The organism is Parasaccharibacter sp. TMW 2.1888, assembly GCF_023167265.1.
GTDB classification, from domain to species: Bacteria; Pseudomonadota; Alphaproteobacteria; order Acetobacterales; family Acetobacteraceae; genus Bombella; species Bombella apis.
Genome location: NZ_CP030979.1, coordinates 871,999 through 898,465 on the forward strand (window position 1 = coordinate 871,999; position 26,467 = coordinate 898,465).

At 61.3% G+C, this 26,467-nt stretch carries 21 protein-coding genes and 1 tRNA gene; 13 read left to right on the forward strand and 9 right to left on the reverse strand.

The window, feature by feature from the left end:
- The first annotated feature begins 39 nt into the window (after positions 1-39).
- From DTQ13_RS03980 to DTQ13_RS03995, 4 genes are all read left to right on the forward strand, one after another.
- Entirely contained in the window at positions 40-906 is an 867-nt protein-coding gene (locus DTQ13_RS03980; protein WP_248461164.1) for an OmpW family protein, read from the forward strand.
- Positions 907-1,132: 226 nt separating this feature from the next.
- Positions 1,133-2,248: an efflux RND transporter periplasmic adaptor subunit gene (locus DTQ13_RS03985; RefSeq protein WP_043559063.1), complete on the forward strand. Its 1,116-nt coding sequence runs from the start codon at positions 1,133-1,135 to the stop codon at positions 2,246-2,248.
- 16 nt (positions 2,249-2,264) lie between these two features.
- Entirely contained in the window at positions 2,265-5,357 is a 3,093-nt protein-coding gene (locus DTQ13_RS03990; RefSeq protein WP_043559068.1) for an efflux RND transporter permease subunit, read from the forward strand.
- Position 5,358: 1 nt separating this feature from the next.
- Positions 5,359-6,918 (forward strand): efflux transporter outer membrane subunit, encoded by a 1,560-nt coding sequence (locus DTQ13_RS03995; RefSeq protein ID WP_081562414.1) that lies wholly within the window; start codon positions 5,359-5,361, stop codon positions 6,916-6,918.
- 85 nt (positions 6,919-7,003) lie between these two features.
- Here the strand turns inward: DTQ13_RS03995 and DTQ13_RS04000 are convergent, their stop codons facing one another.
- The 5 genes from DTQ13_RS04000 to DTQ13_RS04020 all read right to left on the reverse strand — a co-directional run bounded on the left by DTQ13_RS04000 (position 7,004) and on the right by DTQ13_RS04020 (position 13,551).
- On the reverse strand, positions 7,004-7,600 hold the full coding sequence (locus DTQ13_RS04000) for a histidine phosphatase family protein (RefSeq protein WP_043559071.1): 597 nt from the start codon (positions 7,598-7,600) through the stop codon (positions 7,004-7,006).
- An 89-nt stretch (positions 7,601-7,689) separates the two neighbouring features.
- A complete protein-coding gene (locus DTQ13_RS04005) occupies positions 7,690-8,625 on the reverse strand; it encodes a ribose-phosphate pyrophosphokinase (protein ID WP_043559073.1) in 936 nt (311 codons plus the stop codon).
- Between the two features lie 160 nt (positions 8,626-8,785).
- Entirely contained in the window at positions 8,786-11,023 is a 2,238-nt protein-coding gene (locus DTQ13_RS04010; RefSeq protein WP_248461165.1) for a DnaJ domain-containing protein, read from the reverse strand.
- A gap of 225 nt (positions 11,024-11,248) precedes the next feature.
- Entirely contained in the window at positions 11,249-12,268 is a 1,020-nt protein-coding gene (locus DTQ13_RS04015) for a hypothetical protein (protein ID WP_248461166.1), read from the reverse strand.
- 119 nt (positions 12,269-12,387) lie between these two features.
- Complete coding sequence (locus DTQ13_RS04020; RefSeq protein WP_227449735.1) at positions 12,388-13,551, reverse strand: energy transducer TonB; 1,164 nt, start codon at positions 13,549-13,551, stop codon at positions 12,388-12,390.
- Between DTQ13_RS04020 and DTQ13_RS04025 the strand changes: the two genes are divergently transcribed.
- The 7 genes from DTQ13_RS04025 to DTQ13_RS04055 all read left to right on the forward strand — a co-directional run bounded on the left by DTQ13_RS04025 (position 13,550) and on the right by DTQ13_RS04055 (position 17,687).
- On the forward strand, positions 13,550-14,209 hold the full coding sequence (locus DTQ13_RS04025; protein ID WP_043559077.1) for a DNA-3-methyladenine glycosylase: 660 nt from the start codon (positions 13,550-13,552) through the stop codon (positions 14,207-14,209). The two genes, DTQ13_RS04020 and DTQ13_RS04025, sit on opposite strands and share 2 nt — an antisense overlap.
- A 116-nt stretch (positions 14,210-14,325) precedes the next feature.
- Positions 14,326-14,544, forward strand: a complete 219-nt coding sequence (infA, locus tag DTQ13_RS04030) for a translation initiation factor IF-1 (RefSeq protein ID WP_043559458.1) — start codon at positions 14,326-14,328, stop codon at positions 14,542-14,544.
- A 31-nt stretch (positions 14,545-14,575) separates the two neighbouring features.
- On the forward strand, positions 14,576-15,196 hold the full coding sequence (locus DTQ13_RS04035) for a Maf family nucleotide pyrophosphatase (RefSeq protein ID WP_081562418.1): 621 nt from the start codon (positions 14,576-14,578) through the stop codon (positions 15,194-15,196).
- Between the two features lie 6 nt (positions 15,197-15,202).
- A complete protein-coding gene (locus tag DTQ13_RS04040) occupies positions 15,203-16,261 on the forward strand; it encodes a ribonuclease E/G (RefSeq protein ID WP_248461167.1) in 1,059 nt (352 codons plus the stop codon).
- The gene (locus DTQ13_RS04045; RefSeq protein ID WP_086431592.1) at positions 16,258-16,455 is read left to right on the forward strand and encodes a DNA gyrase inhibitor YacG; all 198 of its coding nucleotides are present in this window, start codon (positions 16,258-16,260) and stop codon (positions 16,453-16,455) included. Before DTQ13_RS04040 ends, DTQ13_RS04045 begins: the two co-directional genes overlap by 4 nt.
- Before the next feature lie 131 nt (positions 16,456-16,586).
- Positions 16,587-16,662, forward strand: a tRNA-Phe gene (locus DTQ13_RS04050).
- A gap of 164 nt (positions 16,663-16,826) precedes the next feature.
- Positions 16,827-17,687, forward strand: coding sequence for an aldo/keto reductase (locus DTQ13_RS04055; protein ID WP_192848685.1), 861 nt, complete (start codon positions 16,827-16,829; stop codon positions 17,685-17,687).
- Between the two features lie 57 nt (positions 17,688-17,744).
- On the opposite strand, the gene DTQ13_RS04060 is transcribed toward DTQ13_RS04055, so the two are convergent.
- A complete protein-coding gene (locus tag DTQ13_RS04060) occupies positions 17,745-19,643 on the reverse strand; it encodes a glycoside hydrolase family 32 protein (protein WP_248461168.1) in 1,899 nt (632 codons plus the stop codon).
- Between the two features lie 243 nt (positions 19,644-19,886).
- Here DTQ13_RS04060 and DTQ13_RS04065 point away from each other — a divergent pair, with 243 nt between their 5' ends.
- Together DTQ13_RS04065 and DTQ13_RS04070 are read left to right on the forward strand one after the other, a co-directional pair.
- Positions 19,887-20,867: a bile acid:sodium symporter family protein gene (locus DTQ13_RS04065; RefSeq protein WP_043559087.1), complete on the forward strand. Its 981-nt coding sequence runs from the start codon at positions 19,887-19,889 to the stop codon at positions 20,865-20,867.
- Between the two features lie 86 nt (positions 20,868-20,953).
- Positions 20,954-21,451, forward strand: coding sequence for a DUF892 family protein (locus DTQ13_RS04070; RefSeq protein ID WP_248461169.1), 498 nt, complete (start codon positions 20,954-20,956; stop codon positions 21,449-21,451).
- A gap of 71 nt (positions 21,452-21,522) precedes the next feature.
- Here DTQ13_RS04070 and htpG read toward each other — a convergent pair whose 3' ends face one another.
- The 3 genes from htpG to DTQ13_RS04085 all read right to left on the reverse strand — a co-directional run bounded on the left by htpG (position 21,523) and on the right by DTQ13_RS04085 (position 26,226).
- Positions 21,523-23,397 carry a molecular chaperone HtpG gene (htpG, locus tag DTQ13_RS04075; RefSeq protein WP_248461170.1) on the reverse strand — a complete coding sequence of 625 codons (1,875 nt, stop codon included), beginning with the start codon at positions 23,395-23,397 and terminating at the stop codon, positions 21,523-21,525.
- Positions 23,398-23,570: 173 nt separating this feature from the next.
- Positions 23,571-24,368 (reverse strand): SDR family NAD(P)-dependent oxidoreductase, encoded by a 798-nt coding sequence (locus tag DTQ13_RS04080; protein WP_043559094.1) that lies wholly within the window; start codon positions 24,366-24,368, stop codon positions 23,571-23,573.
- Positions 24,369-24,480: 112 nt separating this feature from the next.
- Positions 24,481-26,226, reverse strand: a complete 1,746-nt coding sequence (locus tag DTQ13_RS04085) for a Hint domain-containing protein (RefSeq protein WP_248461171.1) — start codon at positions 26,224-26,226, stop codon at positions 24,481-24,483.
- Between the last annotated feature and the right edge of the window lie 241 nt (positions 26,227-26,467).

The window sequence follows — 26,467 nt, forward strand, 5'->3', positions numbered from 1 at the left end:
TCGCCACGCCGTTGTAACTCATCGAGGATTCTAGGAAAAATGAGCCGCACCTTCACCCGGATGGCCACAGCTGCGCTGTTTGCTCTTGGGTCTGTCTCCTTCGCCGTTGCCCAGACAACAGCGCCAGGAGCCCACACCTCCGTATCCGCATCCAGCACCATGCAGGCCGCTCCGGATGCCTCCGTGCATCTTCATGCTCCGGATGACCATCGCTGCGGCATTTTCCAGACCTGTGCCAATACCAAGATCGGCCTTGGCAAAGGGGACTTCGTTGTCCGCCTCTCCGCTCTCGGCGTAATCACCAACAACACCGGCTCCCGCGTCAAGCTGAATGCCAGCTCACCTGCAGCAGCTCTGGCTGGTGGCAGCATCTTCCGCCACAATGTAAGCGTGACCAACCAGGTCATGCCGGAACTGACGCTTGAATATTTCCTGACGGACCACCTCTCCCTGGACCTCATTGCTTCTTCCACCCGTCATGAAGCCGCTGCCCATGTCGGCAACCTGGGCAAGCTGGATGCTGGCAGCTTCTGGATTCTCCCCCCGACACTGACAGCCGCCTACCACTTCCGCCCGCACAAGCGCTTCAACCCCTATGCCGGTCTTGGCATCACGGTGGCCATCTTCCACAACATGCATCAGGCCACCAATCTGGGTGGGGCCTTCAACGGGGCCGTGTTTGATGCCATGCACATGAAAACCAACGTCGGGCCGAGCTTCAACCTCGGGTTTGATTACCAGCTGGTCGGCAACTGGTTCTTCAACTTCGATATCAAACAGATCCTTCTGTTCAATCAGAGCGTTCATCTGAGCCAGCGCGGCAACCCCATTACTGGTGGTCGGGTCCGTGTTCATGATGACGTGCATCCGACTGTTGTTGGTGCCGGTATCGAATACCGCTTCTGATCTTTCCACAACAACATCAGATCATTCGGGAAAGGGGCCGCAGAGTAATTGCGGCCCCTTTTTCATATAGTCGCAATACTGGACAGCAATTACTCATCACGACAGCCATCATCCATAAAGTTCGAATATTACGGTACAGATACAATACCGTGACAAATCACTGCGCATGTGTCAGAAGGGAACGAATTTTGCCCTGGCAGTCAGAAGAACGGAGAACATCCCAATAATGCGTGTCTCACGTAACATGATTATTACTGGCATCGTCCTGATCGTTCTTCTGCTTCTCTGGGGTGTGTGGTCTCTCGTCCCCCACCGGGTCATAGAGACTGCCCCACCACCCGCTGTTACTCACAACGGTGACCTGCTGCGCATCAGGCCCGGAGGGCCGCTGGATGGCCAGCTGACTGTCGAGCCCGTCGCGGAAACCCTCTCCCCCCATCAGGTAGAGCTTCCAGCACAGATCATCGCCTCCCCCGGCCAGAGCGTGGACATCCATTCCCCGGTCGTCGGGCGGGTGGCCAACCTGTATGTGCAGACAGGCCAGCATGTACAGAAAGGCGATGTTCTTGCCATCCTGTATTCCGGTGACCTGGCACAGGCATGGTCAGATGACCGCAAGGCGCAGGCAACCCTCACCCTTACCCGGCTGGCCTATCGCCGTGCTGTTGGCGTACTGAATGCGGGAGGCAATGCCGTAAAAGACATGCAGTCTGCCAGAAATGATCTGGAACAGGCCCAGGCCGAAGCCACCCGTGCCCATCTGCGCCTTCAGGCTCTCGGCACAGACGGCAATGCCGGCTACCAACCACTGGTAGCGCCTGTCTCCGGCATCGTCACCGCCATATCCACCGGCATCGGCCAGAATGTGACAGACATGACAGCAACCCTGATGAACGTCGCCAATCTGGACACTGTCTGGATCCAGGCCAGCCTGCCGGAATCCCTCCTGCCCATGCTCGGTGCAAGCATGACGCTGGAAGCCTCCTTCCCCGGCCAGACATGCCATGGACCCGTCACCTCGCTGGACGGCACCGTCCATACTGATACCCGCCGCCTGAATCTCTATCTGCGCTGCAACAACACCCAGGGGGCGCTGCGCCCCGGACAGTTCACCACCGCCACGCTGAACATCACCCAGCAGGCCCAGCCCCTCCTGCCCAAAACAGCCCTGCTGATGGACAATGACCAGGTTTCCGTCTTTGTGGAGACAGCCCCCAACACCTACCGCCGCCGCTTCATCACCATCAGCTACGAGGAAGGAGAGTCCGTACGCATTCTCTCCGGCCTGAAAGCTGGTGAGCGTATCATCACGCATGGGGCCATCCTGCTCAATGATTACTGAGGACCGCTGAGCAGTCATGTTCATCGAGAAATTCATCACATGGTGCTTTGGTCACCGCAAGGCCGTCGCTTTTCTTACCGCAGCTCTGTTCGTCACCGGAATGCTGGCGTGGAAACAGCTGCCCGTGGAAGCCTACCCGGACCTCGGCCCGGCCAGTGTTCTGGTCACCACGCAGGTCAACGGTCTTGCTGCCGAGGAGATGGAACATCAGGTCACCACGCCTGTCGAGCGTGAACTGGCAGCCGTCCCCGGTGTTGTGGAGAGCCGCTCCAGCACGACATTCGGCCTCTCGCTCATCACGCTCATCTTCAAGGATGGAGAGGACATCTACCGTGCCCGCCAGCTGGTGCAGAGCCAGCTTGACGGCCTCCAGCTGACAGGCGGTGCCCAGCCCTCCCTTGGCCCCATCAGCGGGGCCAGCGGAGAAATCTACCGCTATACGGTCGAGTCCGACGATCAGGACCTCATGACCATCTCCGACGTGCAGCGGTGGGAGATCATTCCCGCCCTCCAGCGGGTGCCCGGCGTGGTGAACATCGACAATTTCGGCGGTTTCACCCGGGAATATCAGCTGATCCTCGACCCCAACGCCCTCATCCGCTTTGGCATCAGCATCAGCGATGTGATGAACGCCATCCGCAACAGCAATGCCAATGCTGGTGGTGGCCGCGTCACCCGTGGTGAGCAGTCCTACATTATCCGTGGCGTGGGGCAGATCCACTCTCTGGAGGACATGCGCAACACCGTCATCGGCCATCATGATGGTGTTCCCATTTTCCTCTCCGAGCTGGGACGGATCGAATTCGGCCATCAGGTCCGGGAAGGGATGCTTGGGAAAAACGGCAATCCGGATACGATCGAAGGGGTCGTTACCATGCTGCGGGGCGCCAATCCCTCACAGGTGCTGGATGACCTGCACGCTGCCGTCGCCAAGCTCCAGACACAGCTCAAACCCAAACATATCCGCATTGTTCCGTATCTGGACCGTGACAACCTCGTAAAATCCACAACGGACAAGGTCAGCGAAACGATTCTTGAGGGGATCGGCCTCGTGCTGGTCATCCTGACCTTCTTCCTGGGCTCGCCCCGCAGTGCCGCCATCACGGCAGTGACCATTCCCTTTGCGCTGTCATTCGCCTTCATCCTCATGCGGGCCTGCGGCATGGCGGCCAACCTTTTCTCCCTCGGAGCCGTGGATTTTGGCGTGATCGTCGATGGAGCCATCGTCATCACCGAGGTCATCCTCCGCCACAGGGAGGAGCACCCCAACCTCCCGCTGAACCAGCCGGACATTCTTGCCATCACCCGCCGTGCGGGCCGGGCCATCTTCGCCTCCACCATCATCATCGTGGTGGCCTACAGTCCCCTCTTCGCCTTTGAAGGCAGCGAGGCCAAAATCTTCCGCCCCATGGCCTGGACAGTCAGCTTCGCCCTGCTGGGAGCGCTGCTCTGCGCCCTGGCCCTGACACCCACCATGTCCTTCCTGGCCCTGCGCAAGCCACGGCCCATCTGGCACAACAGGCCACTGGACTGGCTGCACAAATATTATGACGCCCTGCTCCGCCATCTGATTGATCACCCTGTCATCCCCTTCGTCAGTGCCGGACTGGCACTGGTGACCGTCATTGCCCTTGGGGTCACGACGGGCCGGGAGTTCCTGCCTGACCTTGATGAAGGGGCGCTGTGGCTCCAGGTGCAGATGCCAACGGGCATCTCACTGGAAAAAGGGCAGGAAAAGGCTTCGGAAATCCGTCGTGCGGTACGGGAGTTCCCGGAGACATCCTATGCCATAACGCAGCTTGGTCGCTCGGATGATGGTACGGACCCATGGACGCCCTCCCACATCGAAATGCCCGTTGGCCTGACGCCCTACAACCAGTGGGCCCACGGCGAGACCAAAGCCGAGTTCATCACGAAACTCCGGGCCCGCCTGAACAAGATCGCTGGCATTTCCTTCTCCATCAGTCAGCCGATCGAGGACAATCTCAGCGATCAGCTTGGCGGAGCGCACAGCCCGCTGGTCATGCGCATCTATGGGGATGACCTCTCGGGCCTGCGTGCCCTTGGCAAGCAGGTCGTCCAGCAGCTCTGGCAGGTACCCGGCACCGTGCAGGCCGACATCTTCCAGGAACCCAAGATTCCACAGATTGCAATCACACCAGACCGGCTGAAAGCCGCCCGTTATGGCATCAGCATCAATGATGTAACGGATGTCATCAACAGCGCCATCGGCGATGCCCCGCTGACCAGCGTGATTGAGGGCGACCGCTTCTACAATGCGACCCTGCGCATCGACAACACGCAGCGTTCCAACCTCCAGCTTCTGGGCCAGATTCCCATGATTACGGGTGATGGCAGTGCCATCCCTCTGGCTGAAATTGCCCATATCCGTCTCCAGATGGGTGAAAGCAGCATCGCCCATGAGATGGGCGAGCGGCAGATCACCCTTCAGGTGGATAATGGCAACCGGCCCATGTCCCTCTACCTTGACGATGCCCAGAAGCTCATCGACCAGAACGTCCATTACGACCACCAGAAGTTCCGTCTGGAATGGGCCGGAACCTTCCAGGAGGCCCAGCACGCCCAGGTCCGCCTCGTGGCAGCCCTGGGCGTCATGTTCGCCGTCATGCTGGGGCTGCTCTATGCGGAGTTCCAGAAGTTCCGCCATGCGCTGCTCATCATCGGCATTGTGCCACTTGCCGCCCTGGGCGGGCTGATCGCCCTGCATCTACGGGCCGAAACACTGAACATTGCCACGGCGGTCGGCTTCATCGCCCTGTTTGGTGTAGCCATCCAGAACGGGATCATCATGGTATCCAACATCAACCGTCATCTTGGTGCTGGTGGCAACATACGGGAGGCCACCCGGCTGGGAGCAACCGAACGCTTCCGCCCCGTGCTGATGACAGCAACCGTGGCCAGTGTCGGAATGCTGCCCGCCGCTCTGGCCACAGGTGTGGGAACCGATGTGCAGCGTGGCCTGGCAACGGTCGTTGTCGGTGGGCTGGGCATTGCCACCCTGCTGACCCTTTTCATCCTGCCAGTCTGCTTCTGCCGTCTGGAAGAATGGGTCAGCCGCAGGACCAGCCAGAAAGAGCAGGAGGCCTGACATGAAACAGCATTCCACCCCCTGCATGAGGGGCCGTTCCTCCCGATTGCTGGCCAGTGTTCTTCTTGGCGGCATGGCTGCCGGGTTGGGGGGCTGCATTGTCGGCCCTTCCTCCAAGGACATTCCCCCCCTGCCAGAGAGGACAGGATACAGCCAGAAGAACATCACCCAGTCTGAAGCTGGACGGGACAGAAGCAGCGACAGCCTCCTCCACCGCCAGCAGTTCATCTCCGGGGCAGATGTTCCCGGCCGATGGTGGGAGGCCTTCCAGAATCCCCGTCTGAACCAGATGGTGGAGCTGGCCCTGACCAACAACCAGACATTGAAAGCCATGCAGGCTGGCCTGCGGGCAGCATGGGAGCAGCGCCGTGTTGAGGGTGCGTCACTCTATCCGAGCATTTCTGCCCAGTTCATTCCGACACGCAACAAGACTTCCAAGGCACTCTCGCCCGTGCCGAACAATAATGAATGGCTCTATAACCTGCACACGGCCCAGCTGAACATCGGCTATGTGCCCGATCTCTGGGGTGGCTCCCGCCTCGCCATTCGCAACGCCAAAGCCCAGGCAGATATCCAGCGCTTCCAGCTGGAGGCCACGACGCTGACGATGATCTCCAACATCGTCAACACGGCCATCACCGAGGCGGGTCTCCGTGAGCAGATCCGTGCCAAGGAAGTTCTGATCGCCCAGCAGGCAGCCATGGTCCGCATCAATCAGAATCAGGTCGGCCTGGGGGACCAGTCCCGCCAGAGCCAGCTCCTGCTGCGGGATTCGCTGGCGCAACTTCAGGCGGATCTACCTCCTCTCCGGACACAGCTTGCCCAGACCCGGGACCAGCTGGCCACTCTGGTGGGCCTCAGCCCCAATGCGGACCTGCCCATCTTCGAGCTGAAAGACTTCACCCTGCCGCATCAGCTGCCCGTCAGCCTGCCGGCCCAGCTCCTCCTGCAACGGCCTGACATCGCCTCTGCACAGGCGCAGATCCGCTCTGCCGGGGCGCAGCTCGGCATTGCCATTGCCAACCGCCTCCCCAATGTGCAGCTGAGTGCCCTGCCGGGCGAGGCTGTGGACAGCATGAGCAAGATGTTCAAGCCCGGGATGGGCAACTGGATGCTGGCTGCCACGGTCACCCAACCCATTTTCCAGGGAGGGTCACTGCTTCATGCCCAGCGGGAAGCCAAAGCCAATTACGAACAGGCCAAGGAATATTACAAGGCTGCCATCATGTCTGCCGTCAGCGATGTGGCAGACAGCCTCCATGCCGTAGAGCTGGATGGCAGCACACTTCTGGCCGACCAGAATGGGCTGGACGCCGCCACACAGGCCCTGCACATTGCAGAAGCCCAGCACAGGCTGGGGGACAACAGCCAGATTGACGTGGCACAGGCCCGCATGGCCGTGGCGCAGGACCAGATTTCCGTCGCACAGGACAAGGTCACCCGCCTTTCCGACACGGTCGGCCTGTTCCAGGCTCTCGGCGGGGGATGGTGGAACCGCAATGACCTCGGTGTCAGCCCGAAGGATGCCAAACGCCTCTCCACCACGCTTGTGCCGTGGTAAGCTGACGGCCGCCAAACCATCCAGACATGAAAAAGGCCGCTTCCTGACAGAGACGGAAGCGGCCTTTTCTTCAGCGGGGAAAATCTCAGGCCGAAAGCAGTTTCAACACCCAGCCTTCTTCCTCCGGCGTGGCCTTCAGTGGCACGGCATTGGGCAGACGGACATTGATCTCCAGCCCCATGGCTGCCCGCAGCCCACGGAACAATGCCCCATGCGCCACGATCAGGGGGGCTCCCTCTCCAGCCTCCTGCGCCCTGTTGAGCGCCTGGACACCACGGGTCTTCAGCGTGAGGAAATCCTCACCCTTTTCCGGGACAAACGTGCCGTTGATCCATGTATTGTACCAGTCTCCCATCGGCTGGCCTTCCTGCACACCAAAGCTGACCTCCTGAAGGTCTGCATCCTTTATCAGCGGCAGATCAAGGCCCGTCCGATCCCGGATCGCATCCCGCACATGCTCGGCTGTGACGAAAGCCCGCTTGAGCGGAGAGCTTACGATATGCGTGAAGGGCCGCATCCCCGCCTCGAACAGGTCTGCCAGCTGGCGGCCTGCCAGGCGGGCCTGTGTCAGGCCGGTCTCATTCAGGGGAATATCCGTCCGCCCCTGGGAGAGATGGCGTGCATTCCAGTCCGTTTCACCATGACGGAGAAACCAGTACGGTTCTGCCCGAAGCTGTGTCATTTCCTGACCCTCCCCAAAATCCCGTCAGAGCGTGGCGGGACCTGTCTCATGCCCCTGGCCACGCAAAGCACCTCTCAATCAAAAAGATCTCAGTCAAAAAGAGTGGAGACCGAGCTTTCATCCGCCACGGCCCGGATGGCACGGCCCAGCAGATTGGCCGTAGGAATCTGCCGGATGTTGGACGTTGCCTTCAGCTCATCCGTCGCAGGGATGCTGTCTGTCAGGGTCAGCATGGAAAGCGGGCTGCTCTGCACCCGCTTGCAGGCATTGCCTGTCAGCACACCATGCGTCACATAGGCCTCCACCCCGGCAGCACCGTGCTTCATCAGGGCTTCAGCAGCATTGCAGAGAGACCCGCCACTATCGATGATGTCATCCACCAGTACGCAGAAACGGCCGGACACATCGCCAATCACATTCATCACTTCAGACACACCAGCGCGCTCACGACGCTTGTCGATGATGGCCAGGTCCACATTCAGCCTGCGGGCCAGCTGACGGGCCCGCACCACCCCACCCACATCCGGCGAAACGATCATCAGTTTTCCCGGGTCCGGGTGACGGGAAATCAGGTCCCGCACAAAGAGCGGTGCTGCGTAGAGGTTGTCCGTGGGAATATCGAAAAAACCCTGAATCTGCATGGCATGCAGGTCCATCGTCAGGATGCGGTTGGCACCCGCTTCTGTCAGCAGATTGGCGACAAGCTTGGCACTGATGGGCGTGCGGGGACCGGACTTGCGGTCCTGCCGGGCATAGCCAAAATAAGGCATCACCGCCGTGACACGGCGTGCAGAGCCGCGCCGCAGGGCATCCAGCACGACAAGAAGTTCCATCAGATGATCATTGGTTGGCATGCAGGTGCTCTGAAGGACAAACATGTCCTCCCCACGCACGTTTTCCTGAATCTCGACAAACACCTCACCATCCGCAAAGCGGCGAATGGATGTCTTGCACAAAGGGATTTCAAGCTCATCAGCCACAGCCTGGGCCAGAGGCAGGTTACTGTTGCAGGCAACGATCTTCATGACGGGTACTTTTCATAGAAGGACGGTAAGATGCGGTTCAGCTCCTTCTATCAGCCCGCCCGATCAATGTCATGATTTTCCAGCAGACCTATTTCGGAACGATTAATTTACCACCTGTTTACCATGAAATGCCGTATGCTCTCCCGTCCACGCCCACGGGTCAGAACCGCCGGTACTGCCGCACATGACGATAGGCCTGTGTGATTTCCGCCGTCCGGCGGACAGCCTCCTGATAGACGTCCCCGCCAACATGGGCAAAACGGTCTGGATGGTGCTGCTTGACAAGCCGCCTGTAGGCACTGGTGATCTCCTCATTGGAAGCCCTCTCGGAGACCTCCAGCACAACATGCCAGGCCCTGTACGCGGGGGGCGCATTTCTGGCCCGCTGCCAGTCCCGCCGGGCTTGTTCACGCCGCCGCTCTGCCTCTTCCCTCTCCCAGGCTCTCTGCTGTTCCTGCCGCCGCCGCTTTCTGGCCGTCTCTGCCCTGTTCACCTGAAGCAGCAGACCGTGCACATGCACCGAACAACGCCGGAAATCCTGCCATGAACGGCCAGCCTCCAACTCCTCCAGCACGTTCCGGGCGGTCTCGCCACCCATCGGCTGCACCAGCGCAGACAGAAACCGGAACGCCTCCCGCAGGCGCCGGGCCACGAGATGGTCCAGCAGAAGCTGACCATCAGCAAGAGCCAGCTCACTGATCCAGCCAGCCCACATCATCCCGACCGCCTGATACGCTTCCTGCTCCCTGCTGGAGGCGAAGCCGGAAGGTGGCGGATCCGTCTCAGGTTCCGGTTTCTGCCGGGACGTCCGGCCTGTCTTTTCCGAGAACTGTTTCAGTGTTTTGGCATAGCGGTAGGCTTCGGTAATCTTCTTGCTTTTTACCACGGCTGCCTCGTAGGCAGCACCTCCCTCCTGCGCAAAGCGGTCCGGGTGATGCTGCTTCATCAACCGCCTGTATGAGGCCGTGATCTCCTCGGCAGAGGCCGTTGCAGAAACCTCCAGCACGATATGCCAGGGCTCATCCTCCGGTGGGGCGGAGCCGGACTGTCTGGCCCGGCGATAGGCCTGTTCCCGCTCCTGCTGCTCCTGCGCCGCCTCTTCACTGCCTGCCTGAAAATGCTCCCGCAGAAACGCCAGAACCTCTATGGAAAAACGCTGGAAGCCTTTCCAGCTCTTTTCCTGCCGGGCCTGAAAGAACAGGACCCGCAGGGTGGCAGGCAAAGACCCTGCCTCCCTTTCCAGCAGAGCCTTCAGAAAATCGAAAGCGTCATCCCTGCGCTTCTCCAGAAGAAGTTCGATGAGATCCTTTATAGGGCGAACCCCTGTCCCCTCATAAAAGCTGCTCCACAACAGTCCGGACTGCTGATAGGCCTCCTCTTCCTCCCTGGACGGAAACTCTGACGACTGGGCGGAATCATCCTTCTTTTCTGCAGAGCGGAGGCCATTCACAATCAGGCCGACAATCAAAAGAAGCAGCCCCTTCCAGCTGAACAGCCAGGTGATGAAGCTCCAGATCAACCGGACGAGTCTTACGGGCAAAAGAAGGATGAAGATCAGCACGTGCCAGACGCCCGCCAGAACGGCCCCGCACATATGAATGACAGCCCCCAGCAACCAGAACGGCACGGACAGCAGGGAAAAAAGTCCCCCTGCCGTTTCATGATCCTCTGTCTGGGGAGATGCAGCCTCCTGCTGGGGAACCGTACTGTCTGGAGACGGCGGGGATGGCTGAGGCCCGGCCGCACCGGCTGTTCCACTCTGCCGCAGGACGGACGCAACCGGTCCATCCCCGCCGACTGTGCCTGCCTCTGCCTGACGGGGTGCAGCACGTTCAGGTGGGGACGGAGAAGCCTCAGATGGGGCCGGAGCAACAGCCAGGTCCGGCATCAGCACCCTGGCATCATCATCTCCCAGAAATCCGTCCCGGCTGGGCTGCCCGGCCTGCTCCTGCCAGCGCAGGATGGCCCGCCGGGTCGCCTCGCCATATACGCCATCCGGCACGACGGCAGCCGGCAGAAAGCCGAGCGCCTGCAGTTTTCTTTGCAGGGCAATATGGGCATCAATCGGACGGGTCGCTTCCTCATGCGCACGACCTGTCAGGCGGGAGCGGTATCTGTCCGCAACCTGCGCCACAACCCGCTGGTAGCATTGAGCCTGGCTCTCTCCCTGCACACCCGCCGGTGAAAAACACGCCTGCAACGGTGCAAGATCATGGATCAGCTCCGCCTTCAGCTGGGGAAGACTGTAGGCCGCACTCTGATGGCGCAGGGCATAATAGGCCTGATCCAGAACCAGTTCACTTCTGGCTGAATCAGAATCCGAACAGAGAAGAACCTGCCCCGGTTCGTTCCTGTCCATCCGGCTACAGTCAAAGTCAGGATGATAAACGTCGGCCAATACAGGCTGACAATGCACAACGACCCATGAAACCAGTAGACATTTCAGAAAAATGGAACGCATGACAGGCCAGCAAATATCAATCTGCAACCTGTATAAGTTGGTTGATACACCCTGTCCATTCGAGGAAACGTCTATCCTGTGCGGGATTTCAGAGAAACGGGGACACTCCCTGTAGCAGGAAATGTCCCCGTTCCGTCTGTTCCCAGAAAGGCTGGGCTGCCATCATCTGGGGGCACTGCCCTCCGGCTCCGGCCCTGCAACGAATTTTTTCATGCCATCCTTCTCACGGGACGCATCCCCGCCAATATCGGACGGAGCCGTCGCCGCCTTGCGAGACCGGCCTGAATAGTTGGTAACGATGGTCTTCACCGCTTCGGCAGCCTCCTGCGCCGCAGCACCGGCCACATCAGCCCATGGGCCATCCAGAGAATGTGCGGGAACATCATGAACCTGCGTGGCCGCCCCGGCCTCCACGCCCTGTGGGGTTGTCACGTGCCAGACGATGGTAACCTGCTGTTTCGGCCCCTCTCCCGGCGGAGGAGCGTCCGGTGAAGACTTGATGCTGACCACGGTCTTCACGATGTAATCCGCCCCAGTGCGTGTGGTCTGCACACTGTTGTGGCTGTCCGGCAGCATCATGTAGAACGCCTCGGCCAGAGACTTGTTGCCATCACCCGGGGCGCCCTGTACCCCCTCGAAACAGATGCGGGCCGAACGGTGCATGAGACTCTGCGGGTCATCCATCATCATGCGGGTCTGTATCTCTGTCAGCTCACGGGCGATTTCCGGGGCCATCTGGAGGGCCACCGTGTTCAGGGCCGCCGGGTCGGCGCTGCGCCAGCCTTCCTCATCAATCACGGCACCAAAGCCACGGGCCTTCACCTTGCCATCCGGCCCGACAATCGCATAGCGGGGGCGGATACCCCCATTCTCCGCCCGGACAGCCCCCAGCCTGACCCACCAGTCCCCCGGCTCCGGCACCTTTGCCACGGCAGGAATGGATTGCCCCACCAGGGCGATCACGACATCCCGTGCCCACATGGCCGTAGGCGCCCGCCATGGCGCTTTCTCTGGCACGGGAACAGGCACGGCCAGTCGGGCAGGCGGAATGTTGTCCCTGACAAGATGCTGGGCCTGATTGCCCGGATTATGGGCAAATGGCTTGTACACCTGCAGGCACCCCCCCAGTCCGAGGAGAGGCACACACAGCCCTGAGAGCAGCAGCTTACGACAGAAGCGCATGAACAGCCCACTTTCCCTGCAATATTTCTGGACAAGAGCCGACCGGACCCGACCGGCAGGCCCCGCAACTTAACGCCCTTTCCCTCTCCTGACCACAGGGGGAGCGCTGGCCAGAGCCCCTAATGGCGGATCAGCATGTAATGGATCGTCACATCCAGATCAAAATGGTCACCCTGCATGTCCGGCGGAACGGGAGGGAGCTGCGCCCCCTGGAACATGCCTGTCGTGGCGGCATCCAGCGCATAAGAGTTTGATGAATCCGTCAGCCGCACACGGATGACCTTCCCGCTCCTGTCAATCACTACATGGACGGAGGATGGCCCCTCCTCCCCGTTCTGCACAGCCTCATCGGGATAGAACATGTGGTTCCGCACCCAACGGTCAATCTCGCTCCCATAATCGGAGCTGACACCCCGGACACTGCTGCTCGTCTTGTACGGCGCATTGATCTGCCCATTCAGGCTGAGCGGCCCGAGAGAGAAATCGACCGGCCCCCGTGTCCCCCCATGGCGCCCCCGCTTGTGAGGATGCAAGGCTGGCTCACCATCAAAGGACAGATCCATCGGGTGAGCGAAAGGGTTCGTCTCGCTCTGCCGGGTCATACGCTGATGCGTCGGGGTTGCCCGGCTCCGGCGGGGGCGACGGGGAGCAGCCCTGGAGAGCGGCTTTTCCGACATCTCCGCACGGGTCAGCTCCCCGGTAGGTGAGGGGGCCGTCGGCGGGGAAGACGGCGTGTGAGGCGTCGGCTCCATCGGGGCTGGGGTTGCCTCCTCCGGCGTGGTCGGCGCCGGAGCGCTGGCCGCACCACCAACCTCATGTGTCGGCTCCCCCTTCATGCTGTGCTTTGCCGGAGGGGCATCAAACACCATCTCCACCTGCGGCTGCTGTGCACCATTTGGCGTACCATGCACGGCAGCGCTGGTCTGCATCATCAGCCAGAGGGCAATGCCATGGACACTGGCCGCCAGAAACAGCGGCCCGAACAGTGGTGGATCGACCAGAACCTGCGTCCGCCGCATGGGGGTGCGCGCTTCAGTCCGCAACCCGGCCACGGGTTCGGCATGATCTCCCAGCCGCTCCCGGCGCCTCTGCAAAGGGGCGTCCTGCATCGTCACGGGCGGAAAACCCGCTGGCAAAAAGAGGGGCGCAGACTGATAAGGATCATGACCCCTCCCTTGTGCCTCAAAAAGGGCCATATTGTCATCACCGGAAAAGTGCCCCACCGCTACTTTTGTGTAACCCCCTTCCACCACCATCAGCCCCATGAAGAAAGTCCGTTCCATGCATCCACCTGCCTGCCTTGCCCGGGATGCCGATCTGGCAGCCTTCATCGCCACCGTCGGCCCCTGCCGCCTGCACGAACAGGCTGCGCCAGACCCGCAGACAGTCGATCCCTATGCCTCACTCATCAAGGCTGTGACGGGCCAGCAGCTCCACAATGCTGCGGCCAGGACCATCTTCAGGCGTCTCTGCGCCCTTGGGGCCGACCATGACGAAAACGGGCCGCCCCCTGCACCACAGGAACTTCTGGCCCTTGATGATGCCACCCTGCGTCGCTGCGGCCTTTCCGCCACCAAGGCCGCCAGCCTGCGGGCCATCGCCCGGGGACGGCTGGACGGGCTGGTACCCAGCCTCGCTGAAGCCCGCCAGCTGGATGACGCCACACTGATAAAACAGCTGACAGCCCTGCGTGGCGTGGGACAATGGACAGTCGAAATGCTGCTCATCTTCCATCTCAACAGACCGGATGTCCTGCCAGCGGGCGATCTTGGCGTTCAGGAAGGATGGAAGAGGCTGAAAAAACTGCCTGTCCGCCCCACACCCCGCCAGCTGCGGGACGCCACGATGGGCTTCAGTCCCCATCGCTCCACACTGGCATGGTACTGCTGGCAGGCCAAAGCCCGCCTGCCTGATCCCGCTCCACCCAGCAAAAAACCTTGACGTCCCACCTCCGTGCCCGCACATAATGCGCCGTCATGACGGGGCTGCAGGCCAGGCCTCTCCAGAGCTGGCCCGTGGCCCACACAGTTTCTACCCACTTCCTGCAAGGGATATTCATGCCTAAAGAAGACCTGATCGAATTTACCGGCACGGTGACTGAGCTTCTGCCCAATGCCATGTTCCGCGTCACGCTGGACAATGAGCACACCATTCTCGCCCATACGAGCGGCAAGATGCGCAAGAATCGCATCCGCGTGCTGGCCGGTGACCGGGTCAATGTCGAGATGACCCCTTACGACCTCAGCAAGGGTCGCATCACCTTCCGCTTCAAGTAAGACAGCGGAAGACAGGACCATCTCTTCCCTCATGGCTGATTCCTCCCGGCCCGCCCTCATCCTGGCCTCTGCCTCGCCCCGCCGCATCGCCCTGCTCCGCCAGATCGGGGTGGAGCCGGATGCTGTCTGCCCGGCAGACCTGGATGAAACCCCGCAGAAGGACGAACTTCCCCGTCCCCATGCGCTGCGGCTGGCCCGGGCCAAGGCGGCCCATGTCGCCGCCCGCCATGATGGTCCCGCCCTCATCATCGGGGCTGACACGGTCGTGGCGGCCGGGCGGCGCATCCTGCCCAAAGCAGAAGATGCCGAGACAGCCCGCCGCTGCCTCACCCTTCTCTCCGGCCGCCGCCACAAGGTTTTCACCGCCGTGGTCTGCCAGCCGACAGCAGACTGGGCCGGAGGCCGCTACTGCGAACGTGTGGTGGAAAGCCATGTCATCTTCAATCGCCTGACACCCCGGCAGATTGACGCCCTCATCGAAGGGGGAGACTGGCACGGCAAGGCTGGTGGCTATGGCCTTCAGGGACAGGCGGCCGCCTTCATCCGACAGGTCGGGGGAAGCCCCTCCGGCGTGATCGGCCTGCCCCTGTTCGAGACCGCCCAGCTGCTCCGGGGTCAGCCCCTGCCCGCCGGACAGCACTGGCTGCGCTGACACGGCATGGAAATCCGTCTTGCCAGTGCGCCCGGAGAAATCCGCATCGCCCTGCTGAAGGACGATGCGCTGCTGGATGCTGCCCTCTGGCGGCCCGGTGCGCCGGATGGCTGGGGGGATGTCCATATCGTCCGCATCACCGCCCATGCGCCAGCCCTGGGCGGGGCTTTCGTCGAGCTGGCCAGTCCAGCCTGTACGGGCTTCATGAAAGGGCGCAAACTCCCTCCCGAAGGCAGTCTCGTCCGTGCCCAGGTGACCCGTTCGGCACAGAATGGCAAGGGCCTGCGCCTGCGTGCCCTCCCATGGCCGGAGGACATGGAGGCCGGAACCGCCCCCCGCCGTCTCACATCCGGTCCCACGCCACTGGATGAGATTCTGGGGCTGGCCCCATCAGACTGCCCCATCCTGACCGACAGTGCCGCCCTGGCGGCCCGGTTGCCGTCCCATCTTCATGCCCGCCTGCACCGGGTAAGCCGCAGCTTTGATGAGGTTCTGGAGGCCGACTGGGCCGCCCTGACCAGCCCGGATGCCCAGGTCGGACCGCTGACAGCCCATATCACGCCCACCCATGCCCTCACCGCCATTGATCTGGACGCCCATCAGACCCCGGACTTTGCCGCCAATCTGGCCTGTTTCGGCCCACTCCTGCGGGAAATCCGGCTGCGCAATCTCTCCGGTACCATCCTGATCGACCCGGCAGGTGTCCGCAGCAGCAAACGGCCCGCCCTTGTCCCGTTCCTCCGCAAGGCAGCGGACAGGGAGCAGGACCCGCTCCAGCCCCGCATCACCGGCATCACGCCCGGTGGCCTGCTGGAAATGACCCGCCCCCGCCATCGGGCCCCGCTGCATGAGCTGTATGCCTCACCCCACGGGCAAGGGCTGGCCATCCTCCAGCGCATCGCCAGTGAGGGGCTGAGGGGCGACCGGCTCCACGCACCACCAGCCATCATCCAGGCACTTGAAGCCGATTCCGGGGCGCTGGAAGACCTCTTCCATCTCACAGGCCATCGCCTTACCCTCCTCAGTCATCCCGTGTCTCCATCATCCTGCTGGAGTCTCTCATGAGCTGCCCGATCTGCCAGAAACCCACCATGCCCGCCTTCCGCCCGTTCTGCTCCCAGCACTGCGCTGATGTAGACCTTGGCCGTTGGTTCAAGGGGGATTACCGTGTGCCGTCCCTGCGGCAGGACAACGACCCGGAAGAACTGGAGGCCGAGGCCGCACGGCTGGTGAAGGAAACCTCCCGCCACAGGCCCTGATCCCGGGGGCCATAACCCGCTGAATCAGCCCGCTGATCCGTGCATTTTCTTCTGCAAAGAGGGTTGATAACCCGCCCTGCATAGGGTAAACCCCTCTCCATAGCCGGGTGGCCCTGCTGCCATGGCCCGGTGCCCAAGTAGCTCAGTTGGTAGAGCATGCGACTGAAAATCGCAGTGTCGGTGGTTCGATCCCGCCCTTGGGCACCATTTTTTATTCCCTGAAAAACTGGCTGACGTCCGCCACAAAGCGCCTCTTCTCCCATGGCGTGGCAGGACCTCCGTGCGAAATGCCTTTTCCTCCGTCCGGCACAGGCTTACCCTGTGCACACGGGGGCGAGTCCGCTCGTCCGTGCCCAAGGGAAGGATATCATATGACCACGACTCCCTATCCTACTGTCACACTCAGAAACGGCATCACGCTTCCAGCGCTCGGCATGGGCACATGGCGTATGGGCGATGATGCAGCCCTGCGGGCCCACGAAGTCCACAGCCTGCAGAGCGGGCTGGATTCTGGCCTCAGAATCATCGATACGGCAGAAATGTACGGCCATGGCCGCTCAGAAGAGGTGGTCGGCGAAGCCCTGCGGGGGCGAAGGGATCAGGCATTTCTCATCAGCAAGGTCCTGCCGGGCAATGCCACCTCCAGAGGAACGATAGAAGCCTGCGAACGCTCGCTGAGACATCTCAACACGGACCATCTGGACCTTTATCTCCTGCACTGGCCCGGTTCCACTCCCTTCACTGAAACACTCTACGCCTTTGAAACACTGAAGGAACGGGGGCTGATCCGGGACTGGGGGGTTTCCAATTTCGATACGGCCGACATGAACGATCTGGCTGAGCTGGGAGCCTATCCTCTCGTCAACCAGATTCTCTACAGCCTGGAATATCGTGGCACGGAGTATGACCTGCTGCCACGGGACGAACAGGCGCACATCACCAGCATGGCCTATTGCCCGATCGGCCAAGGGGGCGAGCTGCTGCATCACCCTGCCCTGCGGGCCATTGCCCACCAGCATGAAACCAGCCTCGGCCGCGCCACACCGGCGCAGATTGCCCTGGCATGGGTGCTGCGTCGCAGGAACATGATCGCCATTCCCAAAGCCGGCACGCCCCATCATCAGGCCCTCAACATCGCCGCTCAGGAAATCCGGCTCTCCCATGACGATCTGGCAGCCCTTGATGCAGCCTTCCCGCCACCTGATGGCAAGGAAACGCTGGCTGTCATCTGACAGAAACGGCGCCCCTCCCACCTTCGGGGCAGAGAGGGGCGCCAGAACAAAGGGCCGTTACCCCTGTTCCATGCGGTCCATCGTCTGCCGCAGGGGATACAGAGCCATCTGATGAATGACAGCTGCCGCATTGGTGACCTGGAAACTCAGCGTCTCCAGAGGGTTGGCCGGATAGATCAGAGCCGTGCCGACGGACATGCCCTCATTGGCGAAGACCTCCAGCGTACAGGCATCCAGCACGATCCGCAGGTTGAAACGGCGGCTGCCCGGGACAAGGGCAGAAGAGAAGGTGCCCGTGAAGAAGGGATGGGTAAAGCCATGCAGGTTGCTCCTGTCCAGCCAGAGCTGGCAGGAGAAACCATCAAAACCGATGCTCAGGCTCTCTCCCTGATGGTTGGAGAAGGCCACGACAAAACGTCCGGCACGCCCATGGTCTCCATCTGGCAGGGTACTGCCCCGGTCTTCCAGAGAGACATCCAGCAGCAGCTCCACGGCCTCGCCGGTAGGCATAGACACCTGCCGACTGCTCTGGGGCTCCAGACGGGACAGGGTGAATGGGATGGCAGGACGCCGCAGGGCCTCCAGAGCATAAGGAGTCTGGGCGATACGCAGCCAGCCTGACGTGTCACGCCGCAGCACAACCTTGCGAGGAATGGTCATGACGCCACGCCAGCTTTTGTTGGGCAGCTCCTCACAATATTGCCAGTTGTCCAGCCAGGCGACATAGACCGTCTGATTGCCCGGCATGTTCTCATAAGTCTGGAGGGCGTAGCTGTCCTTGCCGAAATCTGTCAGATCCACGATCGTATCATCCGGCGTGAAGCGCTCACCATCGAACTGGCCGACAAAATACTGCGTGATGCTGCCCCCCTGCGGTCCACCGGGATTGATGGACACGAACAGGACCCAGCGTTTTTCACCGGGCGTCTCACCTTCCACCTCTACCTCGGCCAGCCCCGGACATTCATAATCCACGCCAGTAATGCCAGATGGGCCAAAATCACTCAGATGCATCCAGTGTTTCAGGTCGAATGACCCATAAAAGGACACCTTGTGCTCCCGGGAGCGCACCACGACCATGACCCATTTTTCAGTCGGGGCATGCCAGAACACCTTGGGGTCACGGAAGGAATTGTGCCCGATATCCAGCACCGGGTTCCCTTCATAATCCTTCAGCGTCTGCCCTCCGTCAGGGCTCCAGGCGATATACTGTGTCTGCCGCTGCGGCGTTGCCCGTGTATAGATGGCGACCAGGCCACCCGCCATTGGCGGCAGGGCCGGAGACATGGGGACGGGTGACTGCTCGCGGGAGACAGGATCATCCCCCAGCTCCTTCAGCAGGCTGGGGGAGGAATTCGCCCCTTTCAGAAGATCGTGCGACTGCCTGTCCACAAGGCGCCGTGCCTGCTCATCCTCCGGCAGTGACGGAAAAAGCTGGGCGGCCTTCTGGGCAGCTGTCTCGACCGACCCCGGCTGAGGCTTGTCCTGCGTGCGGGGCGGAAACAGACCAGAACGGTTGTCCCTGTCCAGCACGGCACAGCCGCTGTAGGCCTCTCCGGCTTCCGTCTCCCGAATCGCAATCGGCAGATCCTGCCATGTATAGAGGTCCGTGCTGACGGCATGGCCCCAGTGCACATGGCCTGCATAAGGCCCAAATGGATTGTACTGGTAATAGAGATGGTAATAGCGTCCATCAAAGATCAGCCCGTTCGGATCATTCATGAACCCGGTGGAGGGTGAAAAATGGATGCGGGGGCGGTACTGCTTGTCGGCCAGTGTCTCATGCACGGGCTGCGGAGCCGCCGCCGCCGCATTGCCCGGCTCGGCATGGGCATTGTTGGGCTGTGCCGGTGCGGCGCTGCCTCCACCCCCAACGGCTGCACGGGCTCTGCCATTGCCCAGAAGGGCACCTGCCGCCAGAAATGATCCCAGAACCATACGTCGATTGACGGTCATCCTCTGACCCCCCTCTCTACGATCTGATGGAGATGGCCCTATCCGAAGGCCTGCCGGGAAAATGCCTCTTTCCAGCCCTCTCTGGCAAGCCATTCCTTGACCGTGACACGGAACGGACATCTTTCCCTGGTGCCACGCATTGGCAGCCCGAACCTTCTGTTTTACCGTCCCTCTGTACCAGCGGCCCCATACAGGGCACGCTTTCGCCACCATGATGCCACAGCCTTGCAGGGACACCGCCCGATGAAACGCCTTGATCCTTTCCTGATGTGCCTGATCGGCGCTGTTCTGCTGGCCTCCTTCCTGCCCTGCCCTGTTGTGTGGCAGCCCTGGCTCTCCCGCCTGACATCACTGCTCATCATGCTGATGTTCTTCTTCCAGGGGGCCAAGCTGAAACGCCGTGCATTGCTCGACAGCGTGAAAAACTGGCGGTTGCAGGGCTGCACGCTGCTCATCACCTTTGCCGTGTTCCCCCTGCTCGGGGCAGGCATGTACTGGCTTGCCTACCGGCTGTCCTCCACCGGTTTTCTGGGGCCGGACCTCTGGGCCGGGATGCTGTTCCTCTGCTGTCTGCCCTCCACCATACAGTCCTCCATTGCCCTGACCTCCATGGCCCGGGGCAACGTCCCGGCCGCCATCTGTGCGGCCACGGTCTCGAACATTCTGGGCATCCTCATCACCCCCCTGCTCTGTGGCCTTTTCTTTGATCACGGCAGCAGTGGCGGGTCCGGTCTTCAGACCATCCTGAACGTGGCAGAAGAACTGCTCCTGCCCTTCATTCTGGGCCAGTGCGTGCAACGCTGGCTGGGGCCGGTTGTCCACCGCCACAAGTTTCTCATCTCATGCAGTGACCGTGGCTCAATCATCGTGCTGGTCTATTCCGCCTTCAGTGCAGCGGTGCTTCAGGGGCTGTGGCATCGCATTCCGCTCATCCTGCTGGCCGGTGTCGGGGTGGCGGATGCCCTGCTGCTCGCCCTGGCCCTCGGGCTCACCTATCTGCTGGGCCGGATGATGGGCCAGAGCATCGAGGATGACATCACGTTACAGTTCTGCGGCTCCAAGAAGGCCCTGACATCCGGCGTGACCATGGCCAGCGTCATCTTTCCCGGTTCGGCCGGAATCATCGTCCTGCCGCTGATGATCTTCCACCAGCTCCAGCTCTTTGTCTGCACCGTCATTGCCCGCCATTATGCGCAACGCCCCCAGCAGCCGCACGAAACCTGACCAGCTCCACTGGAACGGGCTTGCCTTCCGCCGAAGGACAGGGCACCCATGAAGGTTTCCTTCCCCTTTTCGTCATGGAGACAGACGTGCCACGTCATCCTGCCGAACAGCCCTCCATACGCCGTACTTACCGTGACCGCCTCCATGCCCATCTGGTCCTGACGGGCACGTTGCGGGAGAGCCTGCTGGAGCTGCTCAGCCGTCCGGCCGCTCCCCCCCCTCTCCAGCACTGGATCACCACCATCCTGGACCAGAACCGGGAGCAGGAGCGGCAGATCGCCCACCTCCTCCGCACGCATGGGGAAAAACCCCGCAACGACTCCGACACGCTCTCTGGCCTGCTGGACACGGTGGTGACCTGCTTTCCCTCGGGGGATGTGCCTGTCCATCTTCTGGGCGTGATGCTGGACATTGCGGGCTGCATCGCCCGGCTGCGTACCTCCCTTGCCCTGCTCCTGCTGCTGGCAGAAAAACTCTCCCTGACAGAGGATGCCGCCATCCTCACGGAGCTGCGCCAGAACAGCCGGAATGCGTCCCGCAGCCTCAAGGAAGTCCTGCCTGCGCTGCTGACGGACGAAGACTGAGGCTCAACAGAAAAGGGGCTGCACGACCCGGCGTGCAGCCCCTTCCTTTTCATCAGACGATCTGCCTGAGATTACTTTTCGACAGTCCCGGCAAGCAGGCCTGCGAGCGTGCGGGCAAAGCCGCTGGGGTCGGGCAGGGCCTCGCCTTCCTGAACACGGGCAAGGTCCAGAAGGATGCGGGCATGTTCTGCGACGCTCTCGCCCTTCTCCACACGTTCGGCCAGCGCACGGATGAGCGGATGGCGGGGGTTGATCTCCAGCACCGGCGGCAGGGCAGGCATCTCCTGACCGGAACGGCGCATGAGACGCTGCATGGCCAGGTCCGGCCCACCCTCGCTCGTCATCACCACGGCACTGCCTGTCAGACGTACGGTGCTGCGGACATCCTTCACGGCCTCACCAAGAGCGTCCTTCAGGGCGGGGGTCAGCTTCTCGACATTGGCTGCTTCGCCCTGCTCTTCGGCTTCCGGTGCGAACTTCTCGAGATCACCATGCGCCTGGGCCACGGAACGGAAGGTCTTGTCCTTGTAGGAATGGAGACGGTCCGGCCAGAAGCTGTCCACGGCATCAGACAGCAGCAGGACTTCCAGCCCACGGGCACGGAACCCTTCCAGCTGGGCAGAAGCCCTGAGGGCCTTCAGATTGTCCCCGACCAGATAATAGATGGTCTCCTGCTCCGGCTTCATGCGGCCGATGTAGTCGTCCAGCGTCGTCAGCTCATCATCATGTGTGGAGTGGAAGCGGGAGAACTCGGCAATTTCCTGCCGGTGTTCGGAATCTTCCCACAGCCCTTCCTTGATGACGAGGCCGAAATTGTTCCAGAAACCGGTGAAGGACTCGCCACCTTCCTGCGCCCGTTTCTTGATCTCGCTGATGACACGCTTGGTCACGGCCTTGCGGATGCGGGCCAGAACCGGAGTGGACTGAAGCATCTCGCGGGAGACGTTCAGCGGCAGGTCATCCGTATCGACCACACCCTGCACGAAACGCAGCCAGTTCGGCACCAGACTGGCTTCATCCGTGATGAACATGCGCTTCACATGCAGGTGCAGGCGGCTCTCACGGCTGCTCTGCTCCATGAAGTCGAACGGACGGGCACCGGGGAGGAACAGCAGGGAGGCGAACTCGACCGTGCCTTCGGCCTTCCAGTGCAGCGTGGCGTACGGCTCATCAAACGCACGGGCCACATGGCGGTAGAACTCGGTATATTCCTCGGACGTGATCTCGGATTTCGGACGCAGCCAGAGGGCCTTGCCCTCATTGATGGTCTCTTCCTTCTCCTTGCCATCCTCGTCCGGCTCGTGCAGCACGACTGGCCAGGCGATGTGATTGGCCCATTTGCGGATGATGCCACGCAGACGCCACGGATCAATGAATTCCTCAGCATCATCCTTCATGTGCAGGACGATGTCCGTGCCCGGGCGGTCACGCTCGGCAGGGCCAAGGCTGTAGGAGCCCTTGCCTTCGGACACCCAGCGGGCGGCCACATCCTCACCGGCACGGCGGGAGACGACATCCACCTTGTCCGCCACCATGAAGGCGGAATAGAAACCCACACCGAACTGACCGATCAGGTTCGGACGCTCCTCCGGCTTGGCATTGCTCAGCTTCTCACCAAACGCCTTGGTGCCGGAACGGGCAATGGTGCCAAGATTCTGGGTCAGCTCTTCCGGGCTCATCCCCAGTCCGTCATCGGACAGCGTGATGGTCTTTGCGTCCTTGTCGGTGGAAATATGGATGGACGGGACTTCCGGCAGGGACAGGGCCGGGTTGGTCAGGGCCTCGAACCGCCGCTTGTCCATGGCATCAGCCGCATTGGCGACCAGCTCACGCAGAAAGATTTCCCGATCGGAATAAAGGGAATGGACAACCAGATCGAGCAGCTGCCCGACCTCGGCACTGAAACTGTGCTGCTGCATCTCCGCTGCGTTTTTGCCATCACTCATGATGCGTTGCTCTCCTCCAAAATGGCAGGCTCCGTATGTGCTCCATCTTCGGCGGCCAGCCTGCCCCGCCGCTGAAAGATGGAGCAGATATGGGAGAGGCCTCCCCGGCTTTCAAGCATCCCCGCACCGGGGGAGACCTCAAGCTCCAGCATCATGATGACGGGATGTATGGCCTAGACGAGACCGAGCGATGTTCCTTCATCCACCACGATGGCCGAGCCGTGCAGGGCCACCGCCCCCGGGCTGGCAAGGAACTGCACCACGGCAGCGATGTCCTCCGGCGAGGAGAAGGTCCGCTTGCTGGGATTGGCCTCCGCCACGGCCCTGAGGGCATCCGCCTGTGAGGGATCGTTGATCAGTGCATCATGCATGGAGGTCTTCACACGGCCCGGTTCCACGGCATTGATGTTGATGCCCAACGGGCCGAGCTCGAGGGCCAGACTGCGGACCAAAGCCGTGGCCGCCGCCTTGCTGGCGGCATAGCCCGCATAGCCGGCAAAACTGTAAAATCCGCAGATGGACGAAATGGCCACGACCTTCCCGCCCGGCACGTCACCCTCTTTCCGCCGGATGAAAGGCAGGGCGGCCTGCACGATGTGCCACATGCCATTGACGTTGATGCGCATCACCCTGTCGAACGCATCGGGTGTTTCATCCGTGATGGGCGTGTTGAAGAAAACACCTGCGGAATGGACCAGCACGTCCAGCAGGCCCACCCTGTCGCTGATGGTCTTCAGCAGGGCCTTCACGGCATCAAAATCCGTGATGTTCACCCCATGAGCACAGACCTGCACGTCGTGCCCGGCCTCACGCCCGGCAGCCTGCACCGCCTGCACGGCCTTGGTGTAGTCACGCTCCGGGCTGCTGCCCAGCAGGATGAGGCTGTCCCCCGCCCGGGCGAACGTCTCCGCAATTGCCAGCCCGATACCGGACGTTCCCCCGGTTACCAGTACGGTTCTGCCCTGTGCCATGATCCAGCTCCTCCCCTATATCTCATCACGCATGGCCCTGAATGGCCATCGCACCCAGATAATGGGCAGGTCGGCATGGCTTGTCCACCATGCCGCCCCGGAGCCGGTCCTGTCAGAACATCCCTCCCCCCAGACGGATTCCTTCGGTCGGACGGGCTTTGGCAAGATACGGCCCTCCTGCCAGGACCTCGACCGACACGAACAGCGGCTGTTTCCTGCCCGGATGCACCGGCAGCACAAGACGGGCCGCCCCGTTTGTCCAGCGGCAGGGGGCAGCCTCCTGTACATCCCAGCCATCCTGCCGGGGTGCAGAGAGGAATTCCGTCACATTTTTCCGTTCTCCATCCTCCCAGAAGAGCTGTATCTGGCTGACAAGCACCCCGAGCCAGCGTCTGTCATCCACAAACGGACCGATGACATCACAGGGGCGACTGACACGGGAGACAAGCAATATCTCGTTGCATCCTTCGGAAAGGCGGAACAGGTAACGCTGCCCCGCCTGCCGCACCAGCGGCAGGGTCTGACCGGAAGGAGTCAGGGCGATCAGATCCGGCTCATCCACCAGCTCGCCCGGCTTCTCCATCCGGCCTCCAGACCTCCGCCGGATCGCCTCATGCAGGGGCTCCACAAATGTCCGGCTGACCCCCAGCGGAGCGGCGGCATCCGTCTCCCAACAGCCCCGGGCCCCTTCCGCCCACTGCCCCGCCTGGGAGACAAATCCCTGCCGGTTGCCCGTATCCAGGTAACTTTCTGTCAGGGCTCCATCCGCCTCGACAATGGCGTGCGGCTCTACGGCGAAATGCCAGTACTCGTACTCCTCAAGGCTCCGGTCATAGACAATGGAACTGCCGTTGACCAACATGCGGACCGGCACGAAGTGCCCTTCCAGCAGGAGGCAGTGCTCCGACGTCACCAGCATGTCCTTGTGGGGGATATTGGCCCCCAGGGCGCCACGACGGATGCGCACTGGCCAGCCAGCTTCATCATCTGGCAGAGCTGGCTGAACAGTCACACGGCCCTGGCCTACCCACTTTACCCGCCTGAAGCCCTGCGGCTGGCCATCCGGTGCAAAAACGGCCACGGCATCCCCCACCGTCAGCACCTCCACGGGCACGTCACCCGTCTCGGTCCGGATCAGGCTGCCAGCCAGATAGCAGGTGATGACACCATTCCTGCCATCATCATGACCGTTGTTGCGGCTGAACGTATAGCCATACCCCGTGAGCCCACCCAAAAAATCCGTCTGCGGTTTGCCATTGACCCTCAGATTGAACGGGTCCCCTTCCAGCGTGGTCGTCCGTCCGACGTTGATGAGGCCCAGTGCGCTCACGCCATCACCAATCACGGTCTGGTTCGTCGAAAGCTTATAGACAGCTCCCACCGACTGGGTGTTGGGGAAATCCATGACAAAATTGGGCGGAATTCTGGTTGTGGGATTGCCTTGCGCATCCACGAATTTCACGGGGAAATCGACACTCACGCCAAAGCCCTGTGACTCTATCCGCAGCTCGCCAGCATTGGGGCCTACCGTGATGGTCGAGCCCAGCGAAGCACTGAGCAGGGTGGACTGGATAACCAGCCGCCCCCCATTCAGGGTCAGCCCGTTCACCACCCCGACATTGACCAGGCCACCCCCGACATAGGCCGTGGCCCCGCCCTGGACGGTAATGGTACAGTCTCCCCGCAACTGACCCAGGATCGACGACAGATCCACCTTCACCGGATCATTGGGCGGTGTCTGATCTGTTCGGGTTACGACAATGGAAGAAATGGCCCCCAAGCCCACCAGGCTGGAAAGAGACCCGCTGCTGTAAACGGTAGCCGTTCCGGCTGACACCCTGACCAACGCCGTTGCCATAAGATAACCTGACCTTCATCATGTTCGATGACAGGGCCGCCTTAAGGCAACAGGAGTTAAAAAAAGATTACAGGTAAGCTCCTGTTGATCAAATAATGTTGAAATAAACCATTTTCCGCTCTCATATTAACGGAATATTTACAGCAACCTTTTCCTGAAACACCCCAGAAAGAACTTAATCTGGGAAAGAATCTGTCACAGTAACCCGTTTTTCTTTAAAAAAAGGGAGGACACGGCCTAC